The sequence below is a fragment of the Limosilactobacillus mucosae DSM 13345 genome, assembly GCF_001436025.1.
GTDB classification, from domain to species: Bacteria; Bacillota; Bacilli; order Lactobacillales; family Lactobacillaceae; genus Limosilactobacillus; species Limosilactobacillus mucosae.
The window spans coordinates 41,154-55,546 of record NZ_AZEQ01000013.1 but is presented as its reverse complement, the minus strand read 5'-3'; the positions used below and the strand labels follow the sequence as shown (position 1 = coordinate 55,546).

The following is a 14,393-nucleotide window of genomic DNA, read 5'->3' as shown; positions in this document are numbered from 1 at the left end:
CCCCCTTAATCTGCTTGCTTGGCATCCATCTTTTTTGCCCAGCGCGACAGTGGATAATCCACCAGGAAATAAAACACGAAAATCAAACCATAGACCCAAAAGACCCCTGTTCGATAAAGATGATTATTGGCCTCGATAATCTGCTGACCAATGTTGATGACATCCATCACGCTGATCATCATCAAAAGTGAGGTCGTTTTAATCACCCGCGTTGCCAGATTGATCGTTGCCGGCATCTCCAGGCGAAATGCTTGGGGCAACAAAACATATCTAAACAGCTGGTGGCGGTTCAAGCCCAACGCCATACCCGATTCCCGCTGATGCTTAGGAACCGAGATCAAAGCTCCTCGAACGATATCGCTGAATTCCGCGGCTACCCATAAGGCAAAGGCAACAACGGCCATCAAAGATCCAGGGAGGTTGGCCACATGCATCATTCTTGGCAGGATGTAATAGGCCAAAAACAGCAGCACAACCGTGGGCACGATCCGGAAAAATTCTAGATAAAGCCGTAAAATCAAGCGCAGCAGCCGATTCTTAAACGTCCGCAAGATCCCCAGCAGCGCGCCCAACGCCAACCCAATCAGCAAAGATAATGCTGCGATCCAAACCGTGGTCCACAGCCCGCCTAGCAGTCGGACAAAGTTGTGGCCCTCAAACAAAACGTTAATTCCCGAATGTGCCATAGCGAACCTTCCTTTCCAGCCAAGTCAAAATCAAAGACAATGGGATCAAGATGATTGCATAAGCGATTACCAAAACAAACAAATATTCATTGGAGCGATAATACAGCCCGATCAGATCCAGAGCCGTATTCGTCAGTTCTGGAATAGCAATCACCGAAAAAATCGAGGTTTCTTTAATCAAAAAAATCACGTTGGCAGCCAGAGCAGGTACCGACAGTGCAAATCCCTGCGGAAAGACTACATAACGGGCCAGCTGCCAGCGGCTCATTCCCAGGGCCCTGCCGGATTCAAGCTGCGTCTTGGCCACGCCGTTAAAGCCGCCGCTGAACCCTTCTGCCATGTAGGCGCCCCCTAAAAAGATCAGACCAACGATCCCACAGGTAGCCGCGCTCATTTTCCAGCCAATTACCGGAAAGGCGTAGTACAAAAAGAACAGCTGAATCAAAAGCGGCGTATTGCGGGCCAGCTCAACATAAGCGCCCAGGATACCAGCCAGATACGGGACCTTGAAATACCGCACCAGACTGACGATGATGCCCACGACCATGGCGCCTAGAATTCCAACCAACGACAGCCACAGCGTCAGTCGAAAGCCCTTGGCAAATTCAGGCAGACTCTGCTGAATGATCGTCCAACTCAAAATTTCTCACTCCCCTTTTAGACAAATAATTGCATAATGTCTAATCTAAAAATGCATAAAAAAGGCCTGCTGTCTCTTCCTTCCTCAAACAGCCTTTTGAGTTCCCCAAAAATTCAGGAACCCAAAAAGGCCTCAAATCGATCAATCGACTGAGGATGAATTAACAACAGGCCATCATTGACACAAGGGCAGAAATTTTCCGTGATGCAAACTGATTATTCAACATGAAAATTCCTCCCTTCCGCAATGATTTAATGATTAAAATTCTCTTAAAAAATTAATGATTTTATTATAGCGAGCTGGTTTTCAAATGTCAACCTCTTATCTTTAGTAAGACATTTTACCAAACACATCCCGCTACGTTTAATTCCCGCCATTACGGCAATTAAGCATCTCAATATTTTTCCAGATCAACCTCAACCATGCGCACCTCATGATCAGGAAATGCTTTTTGCACCTGCTCAAGTGGGGTGACTTTTGGCGCCGGTTCAAAATGCCCTAATTTATCGTTGATCACGATTGCCAGACCCAGCTTGGCATTTTCAATGGCCTCATCCATGGTCTGCCCTTGCGTAAAAGCCTCTGGTACATCGGGAAAATCAACTTGAATCTCTTTTGCCGTCGGTGTAAAAACCGCTGCGTAACTGACTAATTCCATTTTTAATTCCTTTCTCAAAAGTAAAAAGGCCAGCTTCGACGATGCCGAATGCCGACCTTTTGATTAATCATCGCTTACTTCACCACGATGTTGACAATGTGGTTTGGTACGACGATAACCTTCTTGATTTCTTTACCTTCAATGAACTTTTGTACGTGTTCGTTGGCTAATGCCTTTGCTTGAGCCGTTTCTTTGTCGGCATCCTTTGGCATTTCGATTCGAGCACGAACCTTGCCGTTAACCTGGACGATCATTTCAACCGTGGCTTCTTCCAAGGCTTTTGGATCGTAAGTTGGCCATGGCTGGTAGGCAATCGTATCGGAAACGTGGAATTGACTCCAAAGTTCTTCGGCAACGTGTGGAATAACTGGTGAGATCATCTTGATCAGACCTTCCATGTATTCAACCGGCAGATCATCAACCTTGTAGGCCTCATTAACAAAGACCATCAGTTGGGAAATCGCCGTGTTGAAGTGCATCCGCTCAAAGTCTTCCGTAACCTTCTTGACGGTCTGGTTGTAGATGTGCGTCAGCTTGCCATCATTAAAGTTGGAAACACGGTCACGCAGATGGTTGTTGTCATCCATCATCAAACGCCATACCCGGTTGATCCACTTGTAGGCACCGTGCAATCCCTTAGTATCCCAAGGCACGGACTCAGTCAAAGGACCCATAAACATTTCGTACAGCCGCAGCGTGTCCGCACCGTATTGTTCTACGATGTCATCTGGGTTAACGACATTGCCCTTGGACTTGGACATTTTTTCGTGGTTGGAGCCCAGAATCATCCCTTGGTTAACCAACTTCATAAATGGCTCTGGCGTTGGCACGTAGCCCAAGTCATAGAGAACCTTGTGCCAGAAACGAGCGTACAGCAGGTGCAAGACGGCGTGTTCGGCCCCACCAACGTACAGATCAACCGGTGACCAGTAGTCCAGTGCCTCTTTGGAAGCAAATTCCTTTTCGTTGTGCGGATCCGTGTAGCGCAGCCAGTACCATGATGAACCGGCCCACTGTGGCATCGTGTTGGTTTCACGCAGACCATGACGACCGTTTTCGTCATAAACGTTGATCCAATCAGTTGCGTTGGCCAGTGGACTCTCACCGGTACCAGATGGCTCAATGTTCTTCATGTCAGGCAGCTTTAATGGCAGCTCGTCTTCTGGAACCAATGAAGTCGTACCGTCATCCCAGTGAATAACCGGAATTGGCTCACCCCAGTAGCGTTGCCGAGAGAAGATCCAGTCGCGCAGCCGGTAGTTGACCTTCTTGTGGCCGGCATCATGTTCTTCCAGCCAGTCAATCATCGCCTTTTTGGCTTCTTCAATCTTCATGCCATCCAAGAAGCCAGAGTTGATGTGCTCACCATCACCAGCATAAGCGGCTTCGGAAATGTCGGCATCCTTGATGATTGGCTTGATTGGCAGATCAAACTTCTTGGCAAAGTCCCAGTCACGCTGGTCACCGGCAGGCACGGCCATTACCGCACCAGTACCGTATGAGGCCAAAACGTAGTCTGAAATCCAGATTGGCAGCTTTTCGCCGTTAACCGGGTTAATGGCGTAAGATCCAGTAAATACACCAGTCTTGTCCTTGTTTAAGTCAGTCCGTTCCAGATCCGAGCGGCGTGACGTTGTTTCTTTGTAGGCTTCAACTTCAGCCTTGTGTTCAGGCGTCGTTAATTCATCGACCAGGTCCAGTTCTGGTGCCAAAACAACGTATGAGGCACCAAACAGCGTGTCAGGACGCGTCGTGAAGACCTCGATCTTGTCATCATGACCATCAATACCAAAGAAGACGGAAGCCCCTTCAGAACGGCCGATCCAGTTGCGCTGCATTTCCTTAACGCTTTCTGGCCAGTCAACCAGGTCCAGATCATCAATCAAACGATCAGCATAGGCCGTGATCTTCAAGACCCATTGCTTCATTGGCTTACGGTAAACTGGGTAGCCGCCACGTTCTGTTTTGCCATCAACGACTTCTTCATTGGAAACAACCGTACCACCCATAAAGTCGGGGGCCCAGTTGACCATGATCTCGTCTTCGTAGGCCAGCCCCTTCTTGTAGAGCTGTTCAAAGATCCATTGCGTCCACTTGTAGTAGTTTGGATCAGTCGTGTTGACTTCACGATCCCAATCGTATGAGAAGCCCAGCGATTGAATCTGATCTCTGAAGTGGTCGATATTTTGGTTGGTAAAGCCTTTTGGATTATGACCAGTCTTTAAGGCATATTGTTCAGCCGGCAGACCAAAGGCATCCCAGCCCATTGGGTGCAGCACGTTGTAGCCTTGCATCCGCTTCATCCGAGAAACCACGTCCGTAGCGGTGTAGCCTTCAGGGTGACCAACATGCAGCCCTTGTCCAGATGGGTATGGGAACATGTCTAAAGCATAGTACTTCTTTTGGTCCTTGTTGATCTCGGCCTTAAAGGTCTTGTTCTTCTTCCAGTAGCGCTGCCATTTCTTTTCAATCGTTTTGTGATCGTAAGCCATTGCTATTGCTCCTTTTAAAATCCTAATTTTCGGTAGGCTTGATCGTATAAAAAAACGCCCTGCAACAAATGCAGGACGAATCTAAAATCCGCGGTACCACCTGAATTCCACGCATTATGCATGGCACTTGAGATTCTTAACGCGAATTTCACGTTGCCGCCTACTATTGATTCAGCAGCAATTTTTTGAGGCCAGTTCACCAAGGTCTGCTCCGGACTTGCACCCCCGTCCGGTCTCTTTAAGCAGAAAAATCGGCTACTAACTCCTCTACGATCAAAGATTACAAACTATTCTAGCAAGGACTGTCAATAAGTGCAAGTCCCTTTTCTAATAATTTTTTAATTTTGCTCGTCGAGTTTCAGCAGCAAAGCGTCCAAAGCCCCATACAGATTGGCATCATTTTTAAACTTGGCAGGTTCGATCTTTGGCTTGACCATTTCTTTTTTGACGATTGGCATTGAGTCAACCAGCTGGTCATATTGATCATTGATGGTCTTGATCAGAACCGGCTGCGCTGAGATTCCGCCACCGATCACGACCTTGTTCAAATCGACGATTGCCTGCATGCTCAAAATCAAGCAGGCAATCTGGTAGCAATATTCGTTAAAGACCTTGGCTGCATCTGGGTTGCCAGCCTCAATCATCCGAAAGGCAGCCTGGCCATCGGCACCTTCTGGCAGGCCAGAAGCTTTGATAACGTCTTGGATCATCTTGACCGATGAGCCGTTAAAGCCGGCCAAGCGATCGGTTCCTTCAGCTTTAAAATTGGTTGGTACAAAATTCAGCATCCCGGCACCAGCATGTGCACCATAGTTTAATTGGCCATTGGTGATAATTCCTGAGCTGATGTCCGTTCCCAAAAGAATGGCCGCGGCATCCGTTTCACCATGCAGGTTGCCCAGCCAGGACTCGGCTAACGCTGCCGCGCGTCCTTCGTTTTCAACGGCAATCGGCAGAATCTTACGGTAATGTTCCTTAAACAGTTTTGGCAGATCCCAGTTCTTCAAAAACGGCAGCGTATCGCTAAAAACGACCACCTGCTTTTGCGGATCAACCTTGCCAGGAACGCAGATCGCCAATCCGCTGATCTGAGCTTGGTACTGATCAATAATTGCATAAAGCGACTTCATAAATTCAGTCAGGCTGCTGGTAGGCGTCGGTACCTTGTCTTTTTTGGTAATCTGACCGGCGTTGTTCAGCAAGGCATACTTAATCGCTGTCCCACCGACATCGATACTTAAGAATGAATGCATGACTCAAGACCCCTTCCTTGATTTAACCTTTACGGGTCCATCTTACTCGTTTTAAATGATTTTTACTAGAGATATTGTGAATATTTTCGCAATTATTTGACAAAAGTCGCGTAAACGAATTCATCGGTGTTTCATCAACTGATTTTAAAAAACTATTTTTAAATTGCTACCTGATTTTTTAGCTATATTTGTTCGATAATTAACTTAATTTTGCTCGTTTCTAAAAGCCCCGCAAGGTTATAATGACATTAATAAACCGCAAGCGTAGAAAGGACGACCTCAATGGAAAACAAAACCCCTCTTTGGTCAAACGATCATCCCCAAATTATCAGCAATCTGGCCCAGCATACCATCTCCAAAAGCTATTATGGTCTTGGCACCAACATCGTTTTAACGGCGTTTGGGAGTGCCGAGCAGCGCGATTTGGACGATGCCTATGCACTGATTGCCCATTATGAAGACATCCTGACCGTCAATCGCGATCATTCAGAGCTGATGGCCGTTAATCAGGCAGCCGGCCAGCATCCCGTACAGGTTTCTCATGCCAGCTACCATCTTGCCAAAAAAGCCATTGCCATCAGCCTGGAAGACAATGGCTTTGATGCCTTGATCGGTCCTTTGGTAAAACTGTGGCACATTGGCTTTGACGATGCTCATGTACCAAGCGAGGCGGAGATTCAAGAACGCCTTAAACTGATCGATCCGCACGACGTTGAGCTAAATGACCACGACATGACGATCTTTTTGAAAAAGCCGGGAATGGAGATTGATCTGGGCGCCATTGCCAAAGGATATATCGCCGATCGCATTCGTGACTTATGGCGCTCGCGTGATCTTCGCGCCGGCATCATTGATCTGGGCGGCAACATTCTGATGCACGGCACGGCACCCAAGCACCAAGACGGCTTATGGCGAATCGGCGTTCAGGATCCTAGTGCCAAGCGTGGTCAATCGATTCTGGTAGCCACTCTGCCGGAATGTTCAGCCGTTACCAGCGGAATCTACGAGCGTCATCTAGAAGAAAATGGGCAAGACTACCACCACATCATCGATCCGGCCACTGGTCACCCTAGAAAAACTGCCCTGGCCGGCGTGACCGTCTTTTCTGGTGAATCGATTACCGGCGAGATCGAAACCGGCCGCCTTTTCTTTGCCGGTCAGCCGCTGCCAAACTGGATCAATGATCATCCTGACGTGATGGGGGCCGTTTTTGTCGATCAGGCACGCCATGTTCAAGTTGTCGGTCTCAAACCAGATCAGGTTCGCATTATTGACCATAGCTACGACGTTCAGTTTATCAATGACTGATTTGAACTGCATCGTGATTTGGCATTAGCGGGCTTGTTTGACTAAGTCTTGATGATCATGAGTCAAAATGCCGGCCAGTCAAATAATCGCCAGCAAAAAAGCCAAGCTGCCGCATCTGGGCACTTGGCTTTTCTTTTGCTTTTTATCCTAAAATGGCTTTCAGTTCGTCAACCTTGTCCAGGTGTTCCCACGGCAGATCGATATCAGTCCGGCCAAAGTGACCATAAGCAGCCGTCTCTTTGTAGATTGGGCGCTTCAAGTCAAGCATCTTAATGATTCCGGCCGGCCGCAGATCAAACGTCTTGCGTACCGCCGCGATCAGTTCAGCTTCCGAACGCGTCCCCGTCCCAAACGTATTGATTGAGATTGAGACTGGCTGAGCCACCCCAATTGCGTAGGCAACCTGAATCTCCAGGCGCTTGGCATAGCCGGCCGCTACCAGGTTCTTGGCAATATAGCGGGCCGCATAGCTGGCAGAACGGTCAACCTTCGTCGCATCCTTGCCAGAGAAGGCGCCCCCGCCATGGTGAGCAGCCCCGCCATAAGTGTCCACGATGATCTTGCGGCCCGTTAACCCGGCATCGCCTTGTGGACCACCAATGACAAAACGGCCGGTTGGATTGATGAAATATTTGGTATCATCATCCAACAGTTCGGCTGGAATCACGGCTTTGATAACTTGCTCAATAACGTCGTGACGAATCTGATCCAAAGCAATCTCTGGGTCATGCTGCGTACTCAAAACAACCGTATCGACACGCAATGGCTTATCATTTTCATCGTATTCGACCGTTACTTCAGCCTTGGCGTCAGGGCGCAGATATGGAATCGTACCATCCTTGCGCAGCTTGGCGATCTTCTGCATCAGCTTGTGACTAAGCATCAGCGTCAGCGGCATATATTCCGGCGTTTCATCAGTAGCATAGCCAAACATCAGCCCTTGGTCGCCAGCACCAATCTTGTCTAATGGATCAACGTTGCCGCCCCGCGTTTCCAGCGAGTCGTCAACCCCTTGCGCGATGTCTGGCGACTGTTCGTCAATCGCTGTAATCACCGCACAGTTGTCGGCATCAAAGCCATATTGGCCATCCGTGTAGCCGATTTCACGAATCGTATCACGAACGATCTGCTGGATATTGACATAAGCCGTCGTCGAGACTTCGCCAAATACCAGCACCAGGCCGGTCGTGACCGAGGTTTCAACCGCTACCCGGGCATCTGGGTCTTGTTCCAGCATGGCATCCAAAATTGCGTCGCTGATCTGGTCAGCAATCTTGTCAGGATGTCCTTCCGAAACCGATTCGGATGTAAATAAGTGTCGTTCAGTCATTTTGTTAATTCCCCCATTTTCTAAACTAAAAAGTTCGGTTATTGCGGTTACAAGGCATCTTCACAATCTGTGAATCCTATCGGGAATTTGCTTTATAACGTTCACCATCCTAACATATTCTCGTGATAATAAGCAATTTTTTATGATGGAATTTGTTACAATAAGGAAAACTTAATTTTTGACCGCTCAGGAGGAATTTTTTTGCAAAACCCGTTATCGCATTTTAAGCTGCAAATCCAAGATATCGACTGGCGCAGTCTGCTGCCCAATGCTTTTTTAATGATGTGCTGCTGGTCTTACGTGCCCTTTGCCTATGCCATTCAGATCAAAACCACCGTCTTTTCTCATGATCTGTACAGTCTGTTTGCCTACCAGATCTGCATTGCCCTAGCCGCCGCCATTATTTTTGACCAGCAAGGCGGCTCGCTGACTTCGATTATTCCGCTGCTGATCAGCTTTTTATTTGCCATCAGCGGTTTTTTGCATGGCAACGTCTTTTTGTTTATCCTGCTTTTGCTGCCGCCTTGCTATCTGCTGATTTTTGAGCTTTATCTGCACGAATTTCAAAATCCAGTTGGTCTGCTGGTTTTCGGCCTTTTAATGACCCTCAGCATTCCAGTGGCGTTTACCTTCATCTCGGTTAAGTTTTTGTCGTGGAGCTATCTGCTCAAACTGATTCCGTTATTGATGATCTACTGTTTTTACTACGCCCCGCTTTTTTTATCTGATGACCCGCGTTTTCCAATGATTGAGGGTGGTCTTGGCGTGATCTTGATTTTAACGATGCTGACGCGGCCAATCAAGGCGACGCTGCTGTTAGCCATCGCATTGGTGATCTTAAGCTGGTGGCTGTTGCAGCGCTCGGTCGCAAACCCGCATAATCAAATTTTTTATACTCTGTTACAGTTGCTGACAACGATTCTGACTTTCTGGGTTTAAATTTTACCAGGCAGAATGCTTTTCTTTTCGCTAAATTAGAATTATTATTATCTAAAAAGAAACATTTTATTTCCTGATGCATTATCGACCTTGACAATGCTATAATAATGACTTGTCTAATCACTCGTCTGTGAAAGGAGGATGATCGTTGCAATGGCCAATTCAGAATATGAACACGCACTGCAGCATCTGCGTGAAAAACACGTCCGGCTCACCCCGCAGCGTAAACTGATTCTGCACTATCTGATCAATCACCACACGCACCCCAGCGTTGAGATGATCTACGCCGATTTAAAACAAGAAGCCGACAACATCAGCATGGCAACGATCTACAACACCATTAATCTCTTGGTTGAAGATCAGCTGGTCATTGAACTGAAAAATGGTGATGGCAGCTCCCATTATGACTACTTTGGGCACCCCCACTACCATGTCGTCTGTGACAACTGCGGTTTGATTCAAGACGTTTTTGATGATCATTTCGCGGCCCTGACCAAGGATCTGCAGCAAATTACCCGCGAAAAGACCAATTTCATGGTAACCCAAAGCGATATTGAAGTTCATGGCATCTGTCCCAACTGTCAAAAAAAGCTGGGCCTCGCATAGTCATAAAAGAGCAAACAAGAATGGGCAATTCATCATGTCCTTAAAAGCACGCGTTTCCCTGCCCTTTCTCAAAAAATCAATCAATCCTCGTCTCAGTCAACTGGGCCGAGGATTTTTATTTAGGCTATTTTTTAAAAATTGACAGGCATCAATTCATAAATTCAGCCGCCACCTTATGCTAGGAAACGAACAATTCAGAGAGGAGCTGAAATTATGTTTTTTTCGCAGCATAAAAAAGGCAGCGTCGTATTAATGACGATGCTACTGATTGCCGCTTATCTTGGCCGATTCAGCGGTCTTGACTGGCTGGATGATCTAAGTATGGTTGCAATCGCGGTTATCGGTGGTCTGCCGCTGATAGTCAGAGCAGCTGGCGCACTGCGATTCAAAATTATTTCAATTGAGCTTTTGGTTTCAATTGCCGTTGTCAGTGCGATTGCAATTGGCGAGTACAGTGAGGCGGGCATCGTCGTCTGGCTGTTTTCAATCGGTGATTTTTTGGAAGCCGTCACGCTCAAAAAAACGCGCAAGTCGATTCAAGAACTGGTCGATCTGGCACCCAAAACTGCACTGAAAATCAATCAGCCTCATGAGCGCGTGTTTTCCGAGGTAGATATTGACGAGATTGAAAAAGGCGACTATCTGCTGGTAAAAACCGGTTCCCAGATTCCAGTCGATGGACGCGTCGTGGATGGCAGCGGCTATGCTGATCAGGCAAGCATTACCGGTGAATCAAAGCCTAGTCGCAAAACTATCGACAGCAGCGTTTTTGCCGGCACGATTCTGACCAGCGGAACCTTGGCCGTGCAAGCAGAAAAAGTCGGCGAAGATACTACTTTTGGCAAGCTGATCGAACTGGTTGAGGAGGCCCAGGACAGTCAGACGAAAACGCAGCGCTTGATCGATCGTTTTTCGAAGTTCTACACGCCTCTAGTCTTGGCAATCGCTGCTGCAGTTGGTCTGATTACCAAAGACCTTAGGCTGGCCATCACGATTCTGGTCTTGGGCTGTCCTGGTGCTTTGGTAATCGGTGTCCCAATCTCAACGGTCGCCGGCATCGGCAGCGCGGCCAAGCAGGGCATGATTGCCAAGGGCAGTGCCGCATTAGACCAGCTGACCAAGATCGATACTCTGGTTTTTGATAAAACCGGTACGTTAACGACGGGACAGCCCAGCGTCGGTAAAGTTATCAACTTTAATGGCTCTTTAGCCGAAAATCTTAAAATTCTGGCCAGCATCGAGCATGAATCCGATCACCCATTGGCTAGGGCCATTCTTGAGTACTATCAAAAATCCGGCCAAAAAGATGCCGTCTATCCGATCAGCAACAGTCAGATTGTGGATGGACGCGGCATCAAAGCCACCGTTAACGGACAGTCGGTGCTGGTCGGCAATGAGCGTCTGCTAAAGGAAGCCGGCATTGCTGCCAATACCTCACAACTATCGGCAACCAGCTCGCATGTCTTGCTGGCCGTTAATGAAGAACTGCGGTTGGCCTTGGAAGTCAGTGATCAGCTGAGGGACGGTGTAAAAGATGCCCTGCACGACTTAAGAAAGCTCAAGGATTATCAACTTGTGCTGCTTTCAGGAGACAATCAAGCCGTTGCCGAAAAAACAGTAGCCGGTTTGGATTTTGACCTGGTCGTCGGCGATCTTTTACCCGTGGATAAGGCTGAATTCATCAAAAAATTGCAGGCAGCTGGACATCAAACTGCCTTTATCGGTGATGGCATCAATGACAGCCCGGCGCTAAGCATTGCCGATCTAGGAATTGCAATGGGCAGCGGAACCGAAGCCGCGATTGAAGTTGCCGATATTATTCTGGTCGATTCCAGCCCAACCCAGCTGCCAATTGCCGTTAAGTACGCCAAAAAAATGATGCACAACATGTATGAAAACATCACGATTGCCTTGCTGACCGTTTTATTGCTTTTTATTGGTCTCTTTACGGGTTATGTCTACATGGCATCAGGAATGCTGGTCCACGAGTTGAGTATTTTAATCGTAATTTTAAATGGAATGCGTTTAATTCGTCATAATTGATCAGCGTCAATTACTTTAGCGTAAATCTAAAATATGATGTCATTAATCAATTATTAAAGGAGCTGAATATCATGAAAAAAGTAGTCTTAAAACTAAACGATCTGTCATGTCCATCCTGCATGAGTAAGATTCAAAAAGCCGTCAGCCAGCAGCCCGGCGTAAAAGATGCCGTAGTAATGTTTAACGCTGGCAAGGTCAAGGCTGAAGTTGACGAAAAGCTGATCGCGCCTGAAAAACTGAGCAGCATCGTCAATCAGCTTGGCTATCAAGTCGAGAAAATCATCGTTAAGGAGGCCTAGATATGAATTCACTCAAAACCAACTCTGCCCAAGCATTTGCCAACGAACAAGAACGCAGCCAGCATGAGCATCACGTCCCAACTGCTGGTGCCATGATTGGTCATATTACCGCTAATCTGGCTGTGCATGCCCTCAAGATCGAACAAGCCATTTTATTTGCCAAGGGTCCCAGTGCACTGTTTTTAAATCAGCATGGCCGAAGCTGGCTTCAAAAAGAACTGACATTTTGGGAGCAGATCAACCGTGCCCTGTATGCCGAAGCTGATTTGGTACCAACTACCAGTCGTGAACTGTTAGAATACAGCATGCTTGAAGAAAACGGTGCTGCCAAATACGACAGCGGTGAGCAGCAGCTTTTTGATCTGATCAAGGATTTTGACACCCAGCTCTTGTTTATTGACCGCGCTATCAAGCTGACTGAAAAAGAAGCCCATGAAGGACAAAATCAGTTGATGAAAGAACTGTATCGCTGGATCAAAGAACAGATCGCATTGGCACAAAGCTTTTTAGGCAACGAGCCAACTAAGGGACTGTCGATTGCTGATGATGACGAAGACGATGACTAAGCCTTGCAGCTAGTTAAATCCCGATTTTCTTCACAAAGCTGACCAGCAGATTCTCGTCAAGATTGCTGCCAAACGTTCCTGCTTTCCAAAACCATCAAAACCAATCAGCGCATTAAAAAACTTCTCGATGATTGAACACCGAGAAGTTTTTTTTAGTTGTATCGATATTGTTTGAAAGTCAATGAAAGAATCGTCATAAATATCAGCCAGACTAACGCGATAATCAAGGCAATTCTGGTGTCAGGGCTGAACATCAAGATCACGCCCACGGCAAACAGGAAAATCAAGACCATCCAATCAGTAACCGGCGTTCCCGGCATCTTAAAGCCACTGCCTTCCGGATGCAGCTTACGGTAGCGCAGGTGAGCCAACACAATCGTTCCCCAGATAAACAGGAAACTGGTCGTGGCGACACTTGAAACCAGAGTAAAGACTTCGGAAGGAATCAAGTAGTTCAGCAGTGACGACATCCCCATCAAGAGAGCTGAGATGACGATCGCCGTAGCTGGAACCGAATTCTTAGAAATGCGGCTGATCTTGCGAATTGAAGGCCGTCGTGAAGTTGAGGTCAATTCGGCCAACATGCGTCCAGTCGTGTACAGGGCGCTGTTGCAAGATGAAGCGGCCGCCGTTAACACTACAAAATTGATGATTGAGGCTGCTGAAGAAATGCCAATATCCTTAAAGACCATGACAAACGGACTCGAATTTGGATCAAGCCGATTCCATGGATAGATGCTCATAATCACAAACAGTGCGCCAATGTAGAACAACAAAATCCGGACTGGAATGTCATTGATGGCCTTGGGAATGACCTTGCGGGGGTTAGCCGTTTCGGCCGCCGTCATCCCAACCATTTCAATTCCGGCAAATGAGAAGATGACCATTTGGAAAGACTTCAAAAAGCCATCCAGGCCGGTTGCGAAAAATCCGCCATATGATATCAGGTTGCTTGGTGAGGTAACGATGCCGTTGGGACTCTTGAAGCGCACCAGCATCATCCCGATCCCGATTGCAATCAGCAGCAGGATCGCAAAAATCTTGATCAGTGCAAACCAAGATTCGACCTCGCCAAATGCACCAACCGTAATCAAGTTGACACATAAGAGCACCGCCAGCGTAATCAAACCGGGTACCCATTGTGGACAATTCGGCAGCCATAATTGAACGTACATGCCGATCGCAGTAATCTCAGCCATTGCGATTGCGACCCAGCAGAGCCAGTACGTCCAACCAGTGATAAATGCAGCCCGTGAGCCTAAGTAGTCACGAATCGCATCCACAAATGAATTGTAATGCAAGTCAGCCAGCAAGAGTTCGCCCAGCGCCCGCATCAACAAGAAGCACATGATCCCCGTAATCAGATATGCCAGCAGAATGGAAGGACCAGCAACGTGAATGGATTTCCCGGAACCCAAGAACAGCCCCGTACCGATCGCACCACCAAGGGCAATCAGCTGTACGTGGCGATCCTTTAAGCCCCGCGACAGTGTTTGCTGATCCGGTTGCTTTTCCGCCATATTTAATTTCCTCCTTCTCTTAACCTGCCCAACATTTTTTGCTAGACTGGAGG

The 14,393-nt window shown here is 47.5% G+C and carries 13 protein-coding genes, 1 riboswitch and 1 other annotated feature; of the genes, 6 read left to right on the top strand and 7 right to left on the bottom strand.

From position 1 onward, the window contains the following. Positions 1-5: 5 nt before the first annotated feature. The 5 genes from FC47_RS06845 to FC47_RS06825 form a co-directional block, all read right to left on the bottom strand. The gene (locus FC47_RS06845; RefSeq protein WP_056968471.1) at positions 6-686 is read right to left on the bottom strand and encodes an amino acid ABC transporter permease; all 681 of its coding nucleotides are present in this window, start codon (positions 684-686) and stop codon (positions 6-8) included. Next, positions 667-1,326, bottom strand: a complete 660-nt coding sequence (locus tag FC47_RS06840) for an amino acid ABC transporter permease (protein WP_033934504.1) — start codon at positions 1,324-1,326, stop codon at positions 667-669. The genes FC47_RS06845 and FC47_RS06840 overlap by 20 nt, the downstream gene beginning before the upstream one ends. A 394-nt stretch (positions 1,327-1,720) precedes the next feature. Continuing rightward, a complete protein-coding gene (locus FC47_RS06835; RefSeq protein ID WP_056968470.1) occupies positions 1,721-1,984 on the bottom strand; it encodes a type II toxin-antitoxin system HicB family antitoxin in 264 nt (87 codons plus the stop codon). 74 nt (positions 1,985-2,058) lie between these two features. Further along, positions 2,059-4,476: a leucine--tRNA ligase gene (gene leuS, locus FC47_RS06830; protein ID WP_056968469.1), complete on the bottom strand. Its 2,418-nt coding sequence runs from the start codon at positions 4,474-4,476 to the stop codon at positions 2,059-2,061. A gap of 68 nt (positions 4,477-4,544) precedes the next feature. Next, positions 4,545-4,759 (bottom strand) — a binding site (T-box leader). Positions 4,760-4,814: 55 nt separating this feature from the next. Further along, positions 4,815-5,729: an ROK family protein gene (locus FC47_RS06825; protein ID WP_056968468.1), complete on the bottom strand. Its 915-nt coding sequence runs from the start codon at positions 5,727-5,729 to the stop codon at positions 4,815-4,817. A gap of 282 nt (positions 5,730-6,011) precedes the next feature. On the opposite strand from FC47_RS06825, the gene FC47_RS06820 reads away from it, so the two are divergent. After that, positions 6,012-7,037, top strand: a complete 1,026-nt coding sequence (locus FC47_RS06820) for an FAD:protein FMN transferase (protein ID WP_056968467.1) — start codon at positions 6,012-6,014, stop codon at positions 7,035-7,037. Between the two features lie 142 nt (positions 7,038-7,179). Here FC47_RS06820 and metK read toward each other — a convergent pair whose 3' ends face one another. Continuing rightward, a complete protein-coding gene (gene metK / locus FC47_RS06815; protein ID WP_056968466.1) occupies positions 7,180-8,367 on the bottom strand; it encodes a methionine adenosyltransferase in 1,188 nt (395 codons plus the stop codon). Then, positions 8,365-8,470: riboswitch (SMK box riboswitch) on the bottom strand. Its footprint overlaps the gene before it by 3 nt. A gap of 98 nt (positions 8,471-8,568) precedes the next feature. Between metK and FC47_RS06810 the strand changes: the two genes are divergently transcribed. The 5 genes from FC47_RS06810 (at position 8,569) to FC47_RS06790 (ending at position 12,820) form a co-directional block, all read left to right on the top strand. Continuing rightward, positions 8,569-9,306: a hypothetical protein gene (locus tag FC47_RS06810; RefSeq protein ID WP_056968465.1), complete on the top strand. Its 738-nt coding sequence runs from the start codon at positions 8,569-8,571 to the stop codon at positions 9,304-9,306. A 153-nt stretch (positions 9,307-9,459) separates the two neighbouring features. After that, entirely contained in the window at positions 9,460-9,912 is a 453-nt protein-coding gene (locus FC47_RS06805; protein WP_033934613.1) for a Fur family transcriptional regulator, read from the top strand. A gap of 213 nt (positions 9,913-10,125) precedes the next feature. Further along, positions 10,126-11,955 carry a heavy metal translocating P-type ATPase gene (locus FC47_RS06800; protein WP_056968464.1) on the top strand — a complete coding sequence of 610 codons (1,830 nt, stop codon included), beginning with the start codon at positions 10,126-10,128 and terminating at the stop codon, positions 11,953-11,955. Between the two features lie 71 nt (positions 11,956-12,026). Continuing rightward, the gene (locus FC47_RS06795; protein ID WP_033934508.1) at positions 12,027-12,254 is read left to right on the top strand and encodes a heavy-metal-associated domain-containing protein; all 228 of its coding nucleotides are present in this window, start codon (positions 12,027-12,029) and stop codon (positions 12,252-12,254) included. Positions 12,255-12,256: 2 nt separating this feature from the next. After that, positions 12,257-12,820: a ferritin family protein gene (locus tag FC47_RS06790; protein WP_056968463.1), complete on the top strand. Its 564-nt coding sequence runs from the start codon at positions 12,257-12,259 to the stop codon at positions 12,818-12,820. 152 nt (positions 12,821-12,972) lie between these two features. On the opposite strand, the gene FC47_RS06785 is transcribed toward FC47_RS06790, so the two are convergent. Further along, entirely contained in the window at positions 12,973-14,340 is a 1,368-nt protein-coding gene (locus FC47_RS06785; protein WP_056968462.1) for an amino acid permease, read from the bottom strand. Positions 14,341-14,393: the final 53 nt, after the last annotated feature.

Excerpts from the sequence above, each read along its gene's own strand:
- FC47_RS06845 (WP_056968471.1), bottom strand. The coding sequence starts at position 686 with ATGGCACATTCGGGAATTAACGTTTTGTTTGAGGGCCACAACTTTGTC.
- FC47_RS06835 (WP_056968470.1), bottom strand. The coding sequence starts at position 1,984 with ATGGAATTAGTCAGTTACGCAGCGGTTTTTACACCGACGGCAAAAGAG.
- leuS (WP_056968469.1), bottom strand. The coding sequence starts at position 4,476 with ATGGCTTACGATCACAAAACGATTGAAAAGAAATGGCAGCGCTACTGG.
- FC47_RS06825 (WP_056968468.1), bottom strand. The coding sequence starts at position 5,729 with ATGCATTCATTCTTAAGTATCGATGTCGGTGGGACAGCGATTAAGTAT.
- FC47_RS06820 (WP_056968467.1), top strand. The coding sequence starts at position 6,012 with ATGGAAAACAAAACCCCTCTTTGGTCAAACGATCATCCCCAAATTATC.
- metK (WP_056968466.1), bottom strand. The coding sequence starts at position 8,367 with ATGACTGAACGACACTTATTTACATCCGAATCGGTTTCGGAAGGACAT.
- FC47_RS06805 (WP_033934613.1), top strand. The coding sequence starts at position 9,460 with ATGGCCAATTCAGAATATGAACACGCACTGCAGCATCTGCGTGAAAAA.
- FC47_RS06800 (WP_056968464.1), top strand. The coding sequence starts at position 10,126 with ATGTTTTTTTCGCAGCATAAAAAAGGCAGCGTCGTATTAATGACGATG.
- FC47_RS06795 (WP_033934508.1), top strand. The coding sequence starts at position 12,027 with ATGAAAAAAGTAGTCTTAAAACTAAACGATCTGTCATGTCCATCCTGC.
- FC47_RS06790 (WP_056968463.1), top strand. The coding sequence starts at position 12,257 with ATGAATTCACTCAAAACCAACTCTGCCCAAGCATTTGCCAACGAACAA.
- FC47_RS06785 (WP_056968462.1), bottom strand. The coding sequence starts at position 14,340 with ATGGCGGAAAAGCAACCGGATCAGCAAACACTGTCGCGGGGCTTAAAG.